Origin of the sequence: Pedobacter chinensis, assembly GCF_003339865.1 — a bacterium.
GTDB lineage: Bacteria > Bacteroidota > Bacteroidia > Sphingobacteriales > Sphingobacteriaceae > Pedobacter > Pedobacter chinensis.
This window is the reverse complement of record NZ_QPKV01000006.1, coordinates 368,749-386,345: the sequence shown is the minus strand read 5'-3', so window position 1 is coordinate 386,345 and position 17,597 is coordinate 368,749. Positions and strand designations below refer to the sequence as shown.

Genomic DNA, 17,597 nt, shown 5'->3' with positions numbered 1-17,597 from the left:
TACAACAACTCTTAATTATAGTGCAATTAGATAAAAATCATGAAACTTCTTTCTGTATTCTTCCTCTTCATCAGTCTAAATTCTTTTGCTCAAACATACTCCGGGCAAATCGCAAAACATCGTGAAAACTATAAGCAGGATTTCATAAAAGACAGTTATGCTCCTTTAAAGGAAAATGATTTACAAAACCTTCATTTTTATGATGCAGATAGTACTTATAAAGTTTTAGCTGATATTGAAATTTTAAAAAATGAGAAGATTTTCAAAATGCCAACTTACGATGGCACAAGCAAAGAGTTTTACCGTTATGCAAAAATCAAATTCACTTTAAATGGCAAACCTATAACAATGACTTTGTATAAAAGCATTGCGCTGGCCAGTAATCCTGCATATAAGGATTTACTTTTTTTGCCATTTACTGATGAGACCAATAATAAAGAAACCTATGGAGGTGGCCGTTATATTGATTTAAGCTCAAAGGCAATCCTTAACCATAAAATTGAAGTTGATTTTAATAAAGCCTACAATCCCTATTGTGCATACAGTGATGGCTATCGTTGCCCGGTTCCGCCAGAAGAAAATGATTTGCAATTAGAAATAATGGCGGGAGAAAAGCTTTATACAGGAGATAAAAAGCATAAAAATGATTAAAGTAGGTTTGTATTATAATATATACAATTATTGTGGTTTTAATACCTGAATAGATTAAATTTGAAACAAAGCAATTTTAATCCTGTATAATAAGAAATAATTATCCCTATGAAATATACATGCATAATTGTTGATGATAATGAGATTGAGAGAGATGCTCTTGAAATGCACCTTAAAAAAATCCCATCGTTAGATATAATTAAAGTTTGCAAAAGCGGCATTGAAGCCGCCAGTGTGCTCTCTCACACTGATGTTGATCTTGTTTTCTCTGATATTGATATGCCCGAATTATCTGGCATGGCATTATTAAAAAGCACAAAAAACAAACCTTTATTTATCTTTATAACCTCACATAGTGAATATGCTGTAGAAAGTTTTGATTTGGATGCGATCGATTTTATTGTAAAACCAGCTACATTTGAAAGGATTTTAAAATCTGTAAATAAGGCAATAGAGTATCTCGAATTAAAAAAACAAATCAGTAACGAGCCAATCGAAGATGCTGATTTTAAAAAAAACCATGATGATTATTTCTATTTCAGAGAAACCAAAGGAATATCCAAACTGAAATATAATGATGTAATTTACATTGAAAGTATGGGTGATTTTTCTAAGCTATTCACCCGTAACGATAAGCATGTTATTCTGGTTAGCTTAAAAAATCTCGAAAAACAATTACCAGGCGAAATTTTTACCCGTGTTCATAAACAATATATGATCAACATTAATCATATTACCACACTAACCAATCACGAGGTTCATTTAGATTTCAATTTTGTTGTTCCAATCAGTGTAGCCAACAGGCAAGAACTCCTGGAAAACACAATTGATAAGAAAATTTTATCCAGATTTACTAAATAGCTATTAAGGTTTCTTTGCAACCTGTTTTTGTTCATTCTCTAGTATAAAAATACCATAAAACTTAAGAATAAGTTGCGAATAAAAATATTTTTGTGCTAAGCCATTATATTTTCTGGAGAGATGACCGATCATGATTAATTTTAGCTCCAAAACAACGATTAACCGTCAATAAGTTTAGAATTGATTCTGTAAACAATATGTAGATTAAGTGATTTTTAATAGCGGGTGGCAAAAAGGAAAATAATCTACTTAGGCAACATAATGATAAAAATGCTTCCTTTAGCTGCATTTGGTTGAACCTTAATTTTACCATCCATTAAACCAATAAAAGTTCTGCAAGCATTAAGCCTAAGCCGGTTCCCTTTTCTTTATCCGTTCCTAAAGTGCTTACTCCTGCTCCTAAAAAACCAGGTTTATTAAAATGGTTAATTTGTTCGGCAGTTAGTCCAATACCAGTATCTATAATTTTTATAGCAAGGTAACCAGGCATTTCCGATGATTCAATTGAGATCTGGCCACCTTTAGGTGTAAATTTAATTGAGTTGCTGATGAGGTTTCGCATTATAAGCGATAGCATATTTGCATCTGCCTTACAAATTGTATCGGCTGCAATGCTACTTTCCAGTGTAATATTTTTTTGCTCAGCCTGGTCTTTTAATGATTTTACAACCTCTAAAACAACATTATGAATATCAAGAGATTCTAAATATGGATTAAAACCCTGCATCTGGCTTGCTGCCCAATTCAGAAGGTTTTCCATCATTGTAGAGGTATAAGTTAAATTATTTCGTAACGAAGCTGCATACCTGGTTAACTTCTCCTGCTCAATGGCTCCACCTTCCAGAAGTTGAATAAAAGAGATCAATGAGTTCACTGGTGTTCTCATATCATGACTAACGACACTAAAAATGCGGTCTTTAACCCTGCTCAGGTGTTCAAGTTTCCTTTTTTGTGTGCTGATTATTTTGTTTAAACGAGTAGTTTTTCTTTGGTTAAAAAAGATAATTATTGCTGTTAATAAAACAAGTGTTATTGCAACCGAAAGAAATATTTTGACTCTCCAGTCAAACTTAATTTGCTGTTCCTGTTTATTAATTTGTCTATCTCTTAAAGATGTTTCATATTTAGCCCGCAACTTTGCCCTTTCAAACTTACCATTTTGTACTTCCCGCTCTATTTCCAAATCAACTTGTTTTTTCAGGAAGGCAAGCCTTTGCAAGGCTTTTTCATTATCGCTTAATGCCAGTTGTTGTTGTTTTAAAAAAAGTGCCTGTTGTTGTTGCTTTGCTAATAAAACTTGTTTTTGAAGCTCTATATTTGTTATTTTTTGTTTAAACTGATAATCTTTCTCTTTAAATCCGAAATCAATCTGCATTTGCCTGCGGGTAATTTCTTTTTCTTTGTCGGCATTAAAAATCTGGTCTTTAATTAAAATATACTCCTTGTAAAATGCAAGTGCTTTATCATAGTTCTTTAATTCTTCATAAACATCGCTCAATCCTAAAACTGATTTTTTCTTGATTTCCAATAGATTGGCCCTTTTTGCCATATCAAAACAGTTTGCATAGAGTACCAAAGCATTTTCATAATCTTTTTGTTTTTCGTAGAAATTACCTAAAGCATAAAGGCATTCCGCATAAATACTTTTATCATCGCTTGTTTTACTAATTTGAATGGCCTTTTGGTAAGATTTCAGGGCTAAATCATTTTCACCCAATTCATTGTAAACATTCCCTATGCTTTTTTTATTTGTTGAGATCAATTCATTATCCTTCAACATTTCTGCAGTCTTTAGAGATCTTTCAAAATTCTCCAGCGCAAGTTTTAATCTTTGCTGAACGTTTGTGCCCATTTTTATCAGTTCATCACTAGAAGCATTTAAATAAGCAGAACCCATTAAATTATAAACCACGCCAACTCCCCTGCTGTTTTCACCCTCTTTAAGAAAAACTTTAAGAGCCATTTTAAGATAAATCAAAGATTGACTAATCTTTCCAAGATCCTGGTATATACTCGAAATATTAGTATAACAACTGGCCATATCTTGCTCATTTCCCATTTTCTCATAAATAGCGATGGCCTTTTGATTTACTTCTAAAGCTTTTGCATAATCAGGAATGATGGAATATAAAGCACCTAAATTAAGATAGGTACCGGCTACCATGTCTAAATTACGTATCTGATTATATTCTGCCACAGCCTTTAGATAATTTTCTTCTGCTCTTACGTAATCTGTTCTGCCGTGATAAAACAGTCCTCTTCTATAGTAAGCCAGGGCAGAAAACTTTTTTAATTTGAGCTTTTGGGCAAGTTGAATGGTTCGGTCTACATAATCCTCTGTTCTTTCAACATCCTTCATCCTCATGTATTGCCTGTAGATTTCGGTAAGGATTTTGACTTTTATAGAATCGGGCTGATTATATGTTTGATTTTGAAGCAACAAACTATCTAATCTTTCCTGTTGATTTACAGATTGCGCAAAAGAAGGAAAACGGAGTAAAAAAACACCAAAAAAAAGCAAATAGCATAACCATTTCTTTCCGTGATTTTTCTCGGGCAGAAACTGATCTGAACAATATTTAACTCTCCTTCTCAATGATAAGATCTTAAGAAAGTTTAATATTGCAAATAATTAAAGTTGGAATGGAATATCTGAATTGAATTGGGAGCATAAAAAATAGGATTGATTAAACGTTTATTTAGTTGTAATATATTCTTTTTATAACAAAGCTAAACGAATAATCAAATCTTTTATTTAAATGTAGTACAAAAAATACAAAGATATCCCTATTAGATATTGATTTATATCAACATTGAACTAAAATATTTTTGGATATTTTGATGGATTGGCATCGTGCATCATGCCGTATATGGTTTCGATGATATCATCAACTGATGGTTTACTGAAATAATCACCATCAGAACCAAACGGAGGACGATGTGCCTGAGCAGATAGTGTTCTTGGCTGACCATCTAAACTAAAATATCCTTTTTGTTCTTCTAAAACTTTTTGCAGAATATAAGCCGATGCCCCACCTGGAACATCTTCATCAACTACTAAAAGTTTGTTTGTTTTTGCTAATGATGTTGCGCAAACATTTGTAACATCAAAAGGCAAAAGGGTTTGAGGATCAATTACTTCAACAGAAATATCCATTCCTGCCAATTCTTCAGCTGCTTCTTGTACCAATCTTAATGTTGAACCGTAAGAAATGACCGTGATATCAGACCCTACTTCCAAAACCTCAGCTTTACCTAACGGAACAGTAAAATCGCCAACATTATTTGGAAGCTTTTCTTTTAACCGGTAGCCATTCAGGCATTCAATCACAACAGCGGGTTCATCGGCTCTAAAAAGTGTGTTGTACATCCCGGCGGCTTGAGTCATATTTCTCGGCACGCAGAGGTGCATCCCTCTCAAAGAACCTAACAACATACTTATTGGCGATCCTGAATGCCATATTCCTTCTAAACGGTGTCCTCTTGTACGAACAATAACCGGTGCCTTTTGAATTCCTTTGGTTCTGTAAGATAAGGATGCCAGATCATCGCTCAGAACATTTAATGCAAATATCAAATAATCAAGATACTGTATTTCTGCGATTGGCTTTAAACCTCTCATGGCTAATCCGATTCCTTGCCCCATAATGGTCATTTCACGAATTCCGGTGTCGGTAATCCGTAGTTCACCGAATTTTGCCTGTAAACCTGCAAAACCCTGATTTACATCTCCTATATTACCTAAATCTTCACCGAAAGCGACCAATCGCTGATCACGAGCAAAATTTTCATTGAAACAGGCATTCAATACTTCCCTGCCATCAACCATTTTTGACAGATCATCGTATACAGCATCTGTTATTTCAATCATATCCGGGCTTTCCTTACCCTCGGTATGAAGTTTTGAATTATATCTATCGTAATTTAAAGCATTTTGATCCTTATACCATTTTAGCATTTCAGCTCTTTCAGGCGAATCAATTTTGGCTGATAAACGAATGGCCTTACGTGCTGCAGAAAAAACTTCCCTACGCTGAGCATCGGCCGTTGCCGCCAATTGAGCCGAAATTTTAGCCAGTTCTGGCTGGTGCTTTGCTAAACCACTTATTAGGTCTACTACTTGTTTTTGTTCAGGCTTTATGCTATCTAAAAATTCGTTCCATGCTTCTTTTTGCATATCCCTAACGAATGTTTTCGCATTTTTTTCAATTTCAGCAATCTCATCTTCAGTTGCAACTGCAGAGTCAAGCATCCATTCCCGCATCTTTAAAATGCAGTCATAATCATTTTCCCAGGCCAAACGGTCTTTGGATTTGTACCGTTCATGAGAACCGGAAGTAGAATGTCCCTGAGGTTGAGTGAGCTCGGTAACATGAATCAAAACAGGAACATGTTCTTCTCTGCAAATATGTATGGCCTTTTCGTAAACCTCACATAAAGCAGGATAGTCCCAGCCTTTTACTTTATAAATTTCGTAACCTGGATTTTCTGCATCTCTCTGAAAACCTTTTAAAACCTCTGAAATGTCTTCTTTTGTTGTTTGATATTTGGCTGGAACAGAAATGCCATAGGCATCATCCCAAATAGAAATCGCCATAGGTACTTGCAAAACCCCGGCAGCATTGATGGCTTCAAAAAACACGCCTTCTGATGTAGAAGCATTACCAATTGTACCAAATGCTACTTCATTACCATAAACAGAAAAGTGTTTTAGATAATCTAATTCTCTATTGTTTCTGAAAAGTTTTGAAGCATAAGCCAGACCAACCAATCTGGCCATTTGGCCTCCGGTTGGAGAAATATCTGATGAACAATTTTTAATTTGAGTTAAATCATTCCAGCTGCCATCCTCATTAACGGATTTTGTGGCAAAATGACAATTCATTTGCCGGCCACCAGAAAACGGATCTGCCCCATTGGTTGGATTTGCATATAACTGCGCAAAAAATTCTTTAATTGTCGAAATTCCTGTAGCAAATGCAAAAGTTTGATCGCGGTAATAGCCAGAACGCCAATCACCATTTTTGAAAGCTTTGGCCATGGCAATTTGAGGAACTTCTTTACCATCACCGAAAATGCCAAATTTAGCCTTCCCTGTTAACACTTCTCTTCGCCCTAAAACACTTGCTTGTCTGCTTTCGTAGGCTATTTTATAATCATTGATAACGATGGTTTTAAAATCGTCAAAACTTAATTCGGAACTGTCAATAGAGTTGGTTATAAATTTTTCATTCTGCATCATAATCAAATATTGGTTGCGGCAAATATATACAAAATTAAAAGTTTGCCTTTATCTTGAATTGTAAAATTATATATGGATAAGCAAAAATATAATTGGAATAGTTTTTGTTTTAAGCTGAAAAGATTAAATTTGTTTTAATAAATTTCAAAAAATAATTATCAAACATAACATGAAAAAGATCTTAGTATTATTTGCTTTTATTTTGGGTTTTGGTGTTGTTGCAAACGCACAAACGGCTGCAAAACCAGCTGAATTTAAATTCGAAGCAGAAACTCACGATTTCGGCAAAATTGAAATGGGAAAGCCTGTTTCTTTCGATTTTAAATACACTAACGTTGGAGAAGAGCCATTAATTATCACTAAAGCAGAAGCGAGTTGCGGATGTACCGTTCCAAAGTATATCAGCACACCAATCAAAAAAGGCGAAACTGGTGTAATTTCTGTAACTTTTAACGCGGCAGCCGGCCCGTCACCTTTCTCAAAAGCCGTAACCATTACTTCAAATGCAAAAACTCCGGTAAAAGTTCTTTACATTAAAGGAGAAACTGTTGCAGCAAGCTCAAAGTAATATTTCAATTAATAATATTTAAAGTCCCGATTTTCATCGGGACTTTTTTATTTTTGTGCCATGCCAAAAATTTCACAAAAGGGCTTGCAGATGCCTGCATCGCCAATCAGAAAATTAACGCCATTCGCTGATCAAGCAAAGCAAGATGGTAAGAAAGTTTACCATTTAAATATCGGCCAGCCAGATATTGAAACACCTGAAGGAATGTTAAACGCCATAAAAAACATTGATTTTAATGTTTGGGCATACACCCCATCTGAAGGTACACTTGCTTATCGCTTGAAACTAACAGAATATTACAACAAGTTAGGTTACAACATCAAACCAGAAAATATATTGGTAACTGTTGGTGGTTCTGAAGCCATTACCATCGCTATGCAAACTTGTGTAAACGAAGGTGATGAAATTATTATACCAGAGCCTTTTTATGCCAATTACAATGGCTTTGCCTGTATGAGCAATGTTGTTGTAAAACCTATCCTATCCTATATTGAAAATGGTTTTGCTTTACCTCCAATTGCAGAATTTGAGAAACTGATTACTGATAAAACCAAAGCGATTATCATTTGCAACCCTAATAATCCTACCGGATACCTGTATTCTAAAGAAGAGCTGGAAGCATTGAAAACATTATGTATTAAATACGATTTGTTCCTGTTTTCGGATGAGGCCTATCGTGAATTTTGTTATGATGGCAGGGAGTTTATTTCTCCAATGCACCTGGATGGCCTGGATGAAAATGTAGTGATCATGGATACGGTTTCAAAGCGTTACAGTGCCTGCGGTGCCCGTTTAGGTTGTTTAATTACCAAAAATAAAGAAGTTATTGCATCGGGTTTAAAGTTTGCTCAGGCAAGGCTAAGCCCGGGAATGGTTGAACAAATTGCCGGTGCAGCTGCTGTTGATACCCCTGATCTTTACTTTGAAAAAGTAAATACTGAATACACCTTACGTAGAGATACGCTGGTAGGTCGTTTAAATAGTATTGATGGAGTTTTTTGTCCGAATCCTGGAGGTGCATTTTATGTGGTGGCAAAATTCCCGATTGATGATGCCGATAAATTTTGTCAGTGGATGTTGGAAGAATTTAGTCATCACAACCAAACCGTGATGATGGCTCCTGCTACAGGTTTTTACTCTACTCCAGGGTCGGGTAAAAATGAAGTGAGGATGGCTTATGTTTTAAATACGGATGATTTAAATGCATCAATGGACTGTCTGGAAATTGCACTTCAACAATATCCGGGAAGAGTTTAACAGGCATTGCTTGCCCAGATTACAATTGTCAGTTACAAACTGACAATTGTAATCTGGCTTAATATTTGTATATTTGTGCCCTCAATCTGATGGCTTATCACCTTTAGATTGAAAATTAAAACCGGGGCCGTTCTTGGATTTGACGGGGTGGCGAAGGTTATGCTAGCATGCAGTGCGTTGTACGGAGAGCACTTAAAGTGAACGTTCACATTTTAGTTGGCGAAAATACTTACGCCTTAGCTGCTTAGTTTAGAACTAACTAGCTTTTGTCCCTCTAACTGCTGCCTTGTTGGGTTAGAATATGGGGCATCGAAACAACAAAGCTGGCTTCAAGGAGGTACGACTTGAAGTGAGATCAAGTACCTAAGGATTTAAATAAGGTCGGTTTTCAGCCCGTTTATTTCCCTAAAATCAATTGAAAAATAAGCATGTAGAAGGTATAATTTATCTCACAACTGGACAAGGGTTCGACTCCCTTCGGCTCCACTTAAAGGGATTGGTAGAACACCAATCCCTTTATCTTTTCAAAATACATGATAATCAATGAAATGAGTTCATTTAATTCATCATCCGGTAATCATTCGGTGTAACGCCTGCTTTTTGTTTGAATAAACGGGTAAAATGCTGCGGGTATTTAAAGCCCAATTCGTAGGCAATTTCACTTACAGACTTATTCATGTCAAACAGTCTCTCTTTCGCCACATCTATCACTTGTGATTGAATGTATTCCTGAGCAGATTGGCCGGTTTCTTTCTTTACCAGGTCACCAAAATAGTTGGGTGATAAATGTAGTGCTTCGGCGCAATAAGCTACGGAAGGTAAGCCTTCGCTCTGCGGTTTATCGGATGAAAAATAACCTTTTAATAAGTATTCAAACCGTTCCAGGACTCCTTTGTTTGCATTGTCGCGCGTAATGAACTGGCGGTCGTAAAAACGGATGCAATAATTGAGCAGCAACTCGATGTTGGATGCAATCAGTCCTTTGCTGTGCTTGTCTATATTTTGATCCAGTTCGTACTCAATTTTTGAGAAGCAATCAATCACAATACTTCTCTCTTTATCCGACAGGTGAAGCGCTTCATTTACATCATACGAAAAGAAAGAATACTCCTGAATATGTTTGCCTAACGGAGTGCCATTTAACAAGTCGGGATGAAAGAGCAATACCCAGCCTTTCGGAGCAAATAATTCAACATTGGGTTGCACACCTATTACCTGTCCGGGCGCTACAAATATCAGACTTCCTTCCTGGTAGTCATAGTGCCTTCTTCCATAACGCAATTGGCCACTGTTCAGTTCTTTCAGACCCACCGCATACAAACCAAAGTTAAATGACCTGGCGGGCATAGATTGCGCTTTCGAGAGATCAATCACAGCAACCAGAGGATGTTTGGTCGTTACGCCCCGCATGGTATTGTATTGCGCTATACTGCCAATTTTTATAATCTCTTCCATACCTTGTTCTTCTATCGCTACGAATTTACAATTCTTTTATCGCTACAAACTTACAGGTTCTGGCGTGCTCTTTTGCTACTGGCCTTTCCAATCAGTAATATTGGTAAGAGAACCCGTAATCTGTATACAAAACGGCTCGCCTTTTCTTCACAACTTTGCAGTATAAATTTACAAAATGAAAACACGACAATTAGGAAACTCAGGATTAGAAGTGTCTGAACTTGGTTTCGGCTGCATGGGATTAAGCCATGGTTATGGTCCGGCAACAAATGAAAAAGATGCCATTGCACTCATTCAAAAAGCTTACGAATCGGGCATTACTTTCTTTGATACAGCAGAAGCCTATGGACAAGGTGCCAACGAACAGTTGGTAGGAAAAGGATTGCACAGTGTACGTGGTAAAGTAATCATCGCTACTAAGTTTGGTTTTACAAACGGCAAGAATACAGATGGTTTGGATAGCCGTCCGGAACGCATCAGACAGGTAGCAGAAAACTCGCTCCGGCATCTGCAAACCGATTATATCGACTTGTTTTATCAACACCGCGTGGACCCGAATGTGCCTGTTGAAGACGTTGCCGGAACCGTAAAAGATTTGATTGCCGAAGGCAAAGTAAAGCACTTTGGTATGAGTGAAGCCGGCGTGCAAAGTATACGCAGAGCGCATGCCGTACAACCTGTGGCAGCCCTGCAAAGCGAGTACTCCATGTTCTGGCGCGAACCCGAAAAAGAAATCATTCCGTTGCTTGAAGAATTGGGCATTGGCTTCGTTCCGTTTAGCCCGCTGGGCAAAGGATTTTTAACGGGTAAGATGAATGCGGACACCGAATTTGACAAGACCGATTTCAGAAATGTCATTCCCCGTTTTAGCAAAGAAAACCGCGAAGCGAATCAAACAGTTGTAGACCTTGTAACAAAGATTGCAGAAGAACATAACGCAACGCCAGCGCAGATTGCATTGGCATGGCTGCTGGCGCAAAAGCCATGGATTGCACCGATTCCGGGAACCACAAAAATAACTCGCTTGGAAGAAAATATAGGTGGTGCAAACATCACTTTAAGTGATCATGACTTAGCCAATATCATGAAAGCTTTAGACAACATCAGCCTTCAGGGAGAACGCTATCCCGCAAGCATGACAGGTCTGCAAGGCAGGTAAACATTGCCCTGAGATAAAAGGTTAATTTTTACAGAGTTAAGGCTAAAAAAATGTGTCATGACGCTCAATCAAGCTCCAACCCAATCAAGTTATCGTAAAACAGCATACAGATAGATATAATTGATGAACATAACATTAAATAACGGCGTAGAAATGCCGCTGCTTGGTTTTGGCACTTATTTGCTTCGAGATGGTTTAGAGTGTGAGCAGTCTGTACTAAATGCTTTAAATATTGGCTACAGACTGATAGACACAGCTGCGGCATACTATAATGAGGAATCGGTGGGCAGAGCGATTAAAAAAAGTAATGTCAAACGAGAAGAAATCTTTGTGACCACAAAACTTTCGCCAGTGGATCTCGGATATGAAAAAGCAAAGTGCGCTTTTGAAACATCACTAAAGAAATTGGGTCTTGACTATATTGATCTGTACTTGATTCATCTCCCGCAGGGAGACGTAAACTCCTCCTGGACAGCAATGGAAGAATTATATAAAGAAGGTATAGTAAGGGCTATAGGTGTAAGTAATTTCAATATGAATCAGATTCAGAATTTACTTAAGCAGCATAGTGTGATACCAGCAGTCAATCAAGTGGAGACACATCCATTTTCCCAAAAAACAGAAATGCAGAAAGCTTTGAAATCTCAAGGCATCCAGTTGGAATCATGGGCCCCATTTGCTCAGGGGAAAAACAATCTTTTTAATAATGAACTTTTAAAAGCGCTTTCAAACAAATATAATAAGAGCATTGCCCAAGTGGTTTTACGATGGTTAATTCAAAAAGAAGTTGTGGTTATTCCGAAATCAGCAAATATGAAAAGGATAAATGAAAATTTCAATGTATTTGACTTTGAGCTGTCATCCGATGATATGACAACTATCAAATCGCTAGATAAAGGTAGTGGACTAATTTATCATGTTTAAAAAACGTTTGAAAATAGCAGGCAAGGAATAAAACTTCGCAAACTTCATTGTAATTTTCTATCGTGGAAGTTTATTTCTAAACCCAAATTATTGAATTCATTACAAAAAAGTTTAGTTCGAAGCAACAAATATCTTAATAATGGTCAATACCGTCAATAACTAAAGAAAACCGCGAAGCGAATCAAACCATTTTCAAAAAAATCACCTTTTTTCTTGCGCAAGCAAATACTTGCGCTTATATTTGCAATCACTTACTTGCACATATGAAAGCCAGAAGAGATGTATATCAGGCAATAGCCGATCCAACCAGAAGAGCAATTATAAATTTAATTGCTGGTCAACCACAAAATGTAAATTCGATAGCAGAAAAATTTGACACGAGCAGACAAGCCATTTCTTTGCACATTGGGATATTGGTAGAGTGCGGACTGATCACGGTAAAACAATATGGAAGGGATCGCTTTTGTGAAGCAAAGTTAGATCAACTTGATGAAGTAGTGACATGGGTAGAACAATCAAGGAAACATTGGGTTCGAAGTTTTGAAAAATTAGATCAATATTTAACCGAAATAAAAACCAAAGAAGATGGAAAAAAATAAAAAAGACCTGTTAATCACACATTTGTTTGATGCACCACGTGAAATCGTTTTTAGCGCGTGGACAGATCCCGAAAAATTAAAACATTGGTATGCACCAGATGGATGCAGTATCGAATTTAAGTCCATAGAAGTAAAAAAAGGAAGCCAATTTCATTCCGTTATAAACGATCCTGTTCATGGAGATTGCTGGATTAAAGGTATTTATCAGGAAATTATAATTCCCAAAAAATTAGTTTTTTCTATGATTCTATCCAATGAGCATGGAGATATCGTTAGCGCTAATGCTGCCGGAAAATCAGATGAATGGCCGGAAACCATCCTAACTACAGTTACTTTCACTGCCATTGGCAAACAAACTAAGGTTACGCTACACCAAACCGTTGATGAATCAGAAGCTAAAAAAACAGGCGCATATCAAAGCTGGTTCAGTATGTTTGATCGCCTTCAAACAATATTAACGAATAATTAAAGAATGAAAAAATTTAAATTTGCGTGTGTATTATTTATCACTCTATCCACAATCTGCTGCATGAGTTGTGTAAAAAGACAACAAGATAAAAACTCCGGTAAAAATAAAATTACTGTTAAGAAATACAGGGAAGGCTTCTATGCGACTACTATAAGAAATTCAGACGACACTTGGTTTGCAGCGCACCTATTCATGAGATCACACCCAGCGAGATTGTGGTAACCCGAATAATCAAAGTAAGATATACTAATTAACGAATGCCGTTGCCAGCTCTATAAGCCTGCATTGTAGTATGGGATTCAAACTTAATGATGAAACAGCTGCCCCTTTTTTTCATTCAAACAGGCACTTGCATATTTGTTGGCATGAAAAAGATTCCTTTCGGCAAGGACTGAGAATTTTCTGCGTCTCTCAAACTGCTTTCCAGAAATTTCCCACCTGATTACGATTTCCCATTGTCCTTCATCGAGCGATTCAAGGGGAACCTTCAAAATGCCATTTTGCTGAACTTCGAAATCAGCCTGATAAGATTCATCACTAGTTTCTGAATAAGAAGTTATGGTATAAGTACCCTTTGTAGGAGATTGAAAATTAAAGTGAAGATGTTTCATAAAAATCCGATTTGCTGAAATAAAATTAGGTAATCAACTGCAGTTAAAAATGATACGGGTCATGATCAATCTTGATTCTCTGCACAATATGCTTAACAGTAATAATTATTTAAACTAATCCATCTCCAGTATTCAATACTATTTATAATCGATACTCCTTTCGGTTCAACCCATCACATAAGATTCTTTTCTGATTGCCATTTAATGTTTATCTTGTACTGGCCAAAGGCATTTACAACTCTACAATATGTCGCAAAAGTCCCGATCACTGTTATTTTTAATCATTATTACGCTTTGTTGTTGGTTAACAGGCTGTGTGCAGAAAGGTAAAAAAGCACAAAAGAAAAAGCTTTATAACAATGCATCCATAGCTGGTCATTTCAGTTCGCAACTCAGTTCTACTTTTGACAGCACAGCTATTGATTCCTTTTTAAAGAAATTCCCTCTATTTGATCCCTATGAGGCAGAAATTGTAAAATTTTATGATCGGAGAAAATATGCCTATGCATGGTTTGAGCATGATACACTTATTGAACATGCAGGGAACCTTGCCAATCGCATTGCCGGAATGGAAGAAGATGGAATCCATGGGAAGCCGCCATATCTCAGGGAGATGGACTCACTTCTGCACACGCCTCTATCAAAAAACACTCAGGAAATGACGGAGTTGATGTTAACTGCGCAGTATTTTGTGTTTGCCAGGATGGCCTGGGAAGGCATGACAGATGAAGAGAGCCGGGCCAATAGTTGGTTTCTGCCACGCAAACGACTATCCTATAATGGCTACCTGGATAGCATACTGAAATTACCGTTAAAAAACGCTTTATCTACTGAACCTGTTTATCGACAATATGAACTGCTTAAATCCTTTCTCACAAAATACCGCACACTTGAAAAAACAGAATCCTGGTTGCCAGTTAAGTTAAATCGATTTCCACGCTTAGGAGATTCTTCAGAAGCCATCCAGCTCATCCGTCAGCGCCTCATTCTTTTAGGAGATCTCCCTGCAAAAACAGAATCGGCAATATTCGATGAACCATTGGCTGAAGGGTTCAGGAATTTTCAAATCAGGCATGGACTGAAACCAAGCGGCACAATGGATGCACTTACCCTTAACGCACTGAACATACCGTTAAAAGAACGTATTACCCAAATCCTGATCAATATGGAACGGAGCCGTTGGCTTCCTGTTACGCAAGAAGGTGAATACCTTGCAGTAAATATTCCAGAGTTCAAACTTCATGTTTATGATACTGACAGTTTGCTGTGGAGTTGTAATGTGGTAGTCGGAAAAACCATGAATAGAACAACTGTTTTTTATGGAGAACTTGAATCCATTGTGTTCAGCCCTTACTGGAACGTTCCACCTAGTATCGTTAAAAAAGAAATACTCCCGGGAATGAGAAGCCGTTCAAATTTTCTGGAGTCACATCAAATGGAAATTGTAGGGTCAAGCGATGGCCTGCCCATTATCAGGCAGCGACCTGGGAAAAACAATTCTTTGGGGCAGGTAAAGTTCCTTTTCCCCAATTCTCACAATATCTATCTGCATGATACCCCCTCGCGATCCCTTTTCCTTGAACCGGCCAGGGCTTTTAGCCATGGTTGTATCCGGGTAGCGGAGCCCAGGAAGCTGGCAGAATTCTTACTTAAAGACTCTCCACAATGGCCATCAGACAAAATAATCAGCGCAATGCAGGCTGGGAAGGAAATCTATGTTCCACTGAAAAAGAAAACCCCGGTTTACATTGCTTACTTTACTGCTTTTGTAGACCGAAAACATCAATTGAATTTCAGACAGGATATTTATCATCTTGATGATAGACTGGCGGCCATGCTTCTATCAGGAAAGGGAAACTATTGATAAATGGTTCTTGAATCCCGGTATTGAATACTAAAGATGATTTTACATTTAATCAATTACCATAATAACTCTGATTTCTCTTTTGTAAAACTTAGTGCTGTTTTTTTGTGTATTTAGAAAATAATTCCTGCTATGAAAACATGTATACAAGTCGTGATCGAAACGCCAGGAGGCAGTCAGGAGAAATTTGACTATGACCCCGCACAACGTTTATTTATACTGACCAAGATCTTGCCGTCAGGGATGGTTTTCCCTTTTGATTTTGGATTTCTACCCGGAACTGTTGGAGGCGATGGAGATCCACTGGATGTCCTGGTCATCTCCGAATTGCAAACTTTTACCGGCTGCATGGTTGAATGTAGAATAATTGGTGTTATAACAGCAATTCAGACAGAACGAAATGGAGAGAAAATGCGTAATGATCGCTTCCTGGCAATTCCTCAAATCAGCCTGGTTTATTCCAGCGTTAACGAGATCAGGGATTTGCCAAAGGCATTGCTTGAACAGATTGAACAATTTTTTATTAATTATAATGAGCAAGCCGAAAAATCTTTTAAAATACTCGAATATGCAACTGCAAAAACAGCTGCAATACTTATTGAAAAAGGTAGAGAGGAAAATACCATCAAAACACAACTGATACAGCTTTTTTTGCCCTTTCCAAAATCTTCAGCAGCCGAGAAAAAACTTAGTCAATTAGAAACTGTGCTTACTAAAAAGTTTGGAGGAATCAGCATATTTAATCAAACGCCGGTAAGTGGCAAATGGCGCAAGAACGGGAAAACGGAACAGGATGAACTTATCGTATTCGAAGTTATGGCCGCCACATTTGAACTGAACTATTGGAAAACACTTAAAACAAAGCTCGAAAAAGATTTTCATCAGCAGGAAATTCTGCTCCGCTCGCTAGCTATTGGGATGACTGATTAAAAAATAAAAAGGTTGAAACGACTCAAATCAACTGGCTTAATCTTTTTTCACACAAAAAAACTCACATACTTATCATATGCGAGTTTTAAAATCAAATGGATTTTAACCTTTAAAAAGAACAAATTATCTTGCTAATTGTACCAGCGATTGAAAACTTTGTTTTTCAACAGACTTATCGATATTTGGCTGACGCATTTTTGAAATATTCATTTCAACTGTTAATGATGGATTTTGCTTTTTTGTAAAAGCAGAAATATCTCTCACGGTAGCGTTTAATATTTTCAATGCTGAAAAAAACTGCTTATCTAAATATTTAACATCCTGAATATCCATGTTTGGATTTAAATAAGTCAAATTTGATTTCTCAGAATAATAATATTGTACTCTATCCAGAAAAACCAACTTTTTAGTAATTTGGGCTAACACTTCATTCGAAAGGCTTAAGCCTTTGATTCCGATAACCTGGTTATCTCTTACAACGAAATCCAAACCATTGAAAGTAATGATTGCTTCATGATCTCGATTGAAAATATATTCTGCCTTAGGAAGATTGGCCTTAGCACTGGAATTTTTGTTTAAATTCTTAGTGAACTCATATCTGTCGAATAATAATTTCCCCACCAAATCATCTCCATTAATCTGATCAGAAATTTGAGAAGATGTTGTATAATTTGCTGTATGCACGTTCTGCGCAAAAGTAGCGGATATAGATGTAAATGAGAGAGTTACCAAGAACAATAGAGCGATTGACAATGTGGTTTTCATTTCAATTATTTTTTGCCAAAGATAAGAATAGAAATACTAAACAGAAATATTTTGTATGTTTAATATTACAGTTTTCAAGGCTTTTTGGAATATTTGTGTTGATAATAATCAAACTTTGACTTCATCCTTTTCAAATATGAGGTGGTGTATGTTAAGTTTGATAAAAATCCATTCAGATTTTAACTCATTAAATCAAAAAATGACTGCTTTAGCGAATCAGATTCTGGCTAAAGGCATAAATC

15 protein-coding genes and 1 other RNA gene are annotated in these 17,597 nt (G+C 36.8%); 11 read left to right on the top strand and 5 right to left on the bottom strand.

Annotated features, from left to right (window positions below; all coding sequences use genetic code 11):
- The first annotated feature begins 39 nt into the window (after positions 1-39).
- Together DU508_RS15920 and DU508_RS15915 are read left to right on the top strand one after the other, a co-directional pair.
- Positions 40-651 (top strand): DUF1684 domain-containing protein, encoded by a 612-nt coding sequence (locus tag DU508_RS15920; protein WP_115403792.1) that lies wholly within the window; start codon positions 40-42, stop codon positions 649-651.
- Positions 652-759: 108 nt separating this feature from the next.
- A complete protein-coding gene (locus DU508_RS15915) occupies positions 760-1,512 on the top strand; it encodes a LytR/AlgR family response regulator transcription factor (protein ID WP_115403791.1) in 753 nt (250 codons plus the stop codon).
- A gap of 316 nt (positions 1,513-1,828) precedes the next feature.
- Here DU508_RS15915 and DU508_RS15910 read toward each other — a convergent pair whose 3' ends face one another.
- Both DU508_RS15910 and DU508_RS15905 read right to left on the bottom strand, forming a co-directional pair.
- Positions 1,829-4,108: a tetratricopeptide repeat-containing sensor histidine kinase gene (locus DU508_RS15910; RefSeq protein ID WP_147273643.1), complete on the bottom strand. Its 2,280-nt coding sequence runs from the start codon at positions 4,106-4,108 to the stop codon at positions 1,829-1,831.
- Between the two features lie 222 nt (positions 4,109-4,330).
- A complete protein-coding gene (locus DU508_RS15905) occupies positions 4,331-6,754 on the bottom strand; it encodes an alpha-ketoacid dehydrogenase subunit alpha/beta (protein ID WP_115403789.1) in 2,424 nt (807 codons plus the stop codon).
- A 169-nt stretch (positions 6,755-6,923) separates the two neighbouring features.
- On the opposite strand from DU508_RS15905, the gene DU508_RS15900 reads away from it, so the two are divergent.
- The 3 genes from DU508_RS15900 to ssrA all read left to right on the top strand — a co-directional run bounded on the left by DU508_RS15900 (position 6,924) and on the right by ssrA (position 9,068).
- Entirely contained in the window at positions 6,924-7,322 is a 399-nt protein-coding gene (locus DU508_RS15900) for a DUF1573 domain-containing protein (RefSeq protein ID WP_115403788.1), read from the top strand.
- A gap of 60 nt (positions 7,323-7,382) precedes the next feature.
- Positions 7,383-8,579, top strand: coding sequence for a pyridoxal phosphate-dependent aminotransferase (locus DU508_RS15895; protein WP_115403787.1), 1,197 nt, complete (start codon positions 7,383-7,385; stop codon positions 8,577-8,579).
- A gap of 123 nt (positions 8,580-8,702) precedes the next feature.
- Positions 8,703-9,068: a transfer-messenger RNA gene (ssrA, locus tag DU508_RS15890) on the top strand.
- A gap of 69 nt (positions 9,069-9,137) precedes the next feature.
- Here the strand turns inward: ssrA and DU508_RS15885 are convergent.
- Positions 9,138-10,034 (bottom strand): helix-turn-helix domain-containing protein, encoded by an 897-nt coding sequence (locus tag DU508_RS15885; protein WP_115403786.1) that lies wholly within the window; start codon positions 10,032-10,034, stop codon positions 9,138-9,140.
- 175 nt (positions 10,035-10,209) lie between these two features.
- On the opposite strand from DU508_RS15885, the gene DU508_RS15880 reads away from it, so the two are divergent.
- From DU508_RS15880 to DU508_RS15865, 4 genes are all read left to right on the top strand, one after another.
- Positions 10,210-11,193: an aldo/keto reductase gene (locus DU508_RS15880; RefSeq protein ID WP_115403785.1), complete on the top strand. Its 984-nt coding sequence runs from the start codon at positions 10,210-10,212 to the stop codon at positions 11,191-11,193.
- Positions 11,194-11,316: 123 nt separating this feature from the next.
- Complete coding sequence (locus DU508_RS15875) at positions 11,317-12,117, top strand: aldo/keto reductase (RefSeq protein ID WP_199562726.1); 801 nt, start codon at positions 11,317-11,319, stop codon at positions 12,115-12,117.
- Between the two features lie 263 nt (positions 12,118-12,380).
- Positions 12,381-12,716 (top strand): ArsR/SmtB family transcription factor, encoded by a 336-nt coding sequence (locus tag DU508_RS15870; protein ID WP_115403783.1) that lies wholly within the window; start codon positions 12,381-12,383, stop codon positions 12,714-12,716.
- Positions 12,703-13,185, top strand: a complete 483-nt coding sequence (locus tag DU508_RS15865) for an SRPBCC family protein (protein ID WP_115403782.1) — start codon at positions 12,703-12,705, stop codon at positions 13,183-13,185. Before DU508_RS15870 ends, DU508_RS15865 begins: the two co-directional genes overlap by 14 nt.
- A 305-nt stretch (positions 13,186-13,490) precedes the next feature.
- Here DU508_RS15865 and DU508_RS15860 read toward each other — a convergent pair whose 3' ends face one another.
- Entirely contained in the window at positions 13,491-13,796 is a 306-nt protein-coding gene (locus tag DU508_RS15860; protein WP_115403781.1) for a hypothetical protein, read from the bottom strand.
- Between the two features lie 316 nt (positions 13,797-14,112).
- On the opposite strand from DU508_RS15860, the gene DU508_RS15855 reads away from it, so the two are divergent.
- Entirely contained in the window at positions 14,113-15,660 is a 1,548-nt protein-coding gene (locus DU508_RS15855; RefSeq protein ID WP_233509652.1) for a L,D-transpeptidase family protein, read from the top strand.
- A 132-nt stretch (positions 15,661-15,792) separates the two neighbouring features.
- A complete protein-coding gene (locus DU508_RS15850; protein ID WP_115403779.1) occupies positions 15,793-16,590 on the top strand; it encodes an inorganic diphosphatase in 798 nt (265 codons plus the stop codon).
- A 123-nt stretch (positions 16,591-16,713) separates the two neighbouring features.
- Here the strand turns inward: DU508_RS15850 and DU508_RS15845 are convergent, their stop codons facing one another.
- Positions 16,714-17,355: a hypothetical protein gene (locus DU508_RS15845; protein ID WP_147273642.1), complete on the bottom strand. Its 642-nt coding sequence runs from the start codon at positions 17,353-17,355 to the stop codon at positions 16,714-16,716.
- Positions 17,356-17,597: the final 242 nt, after the last annotated feature.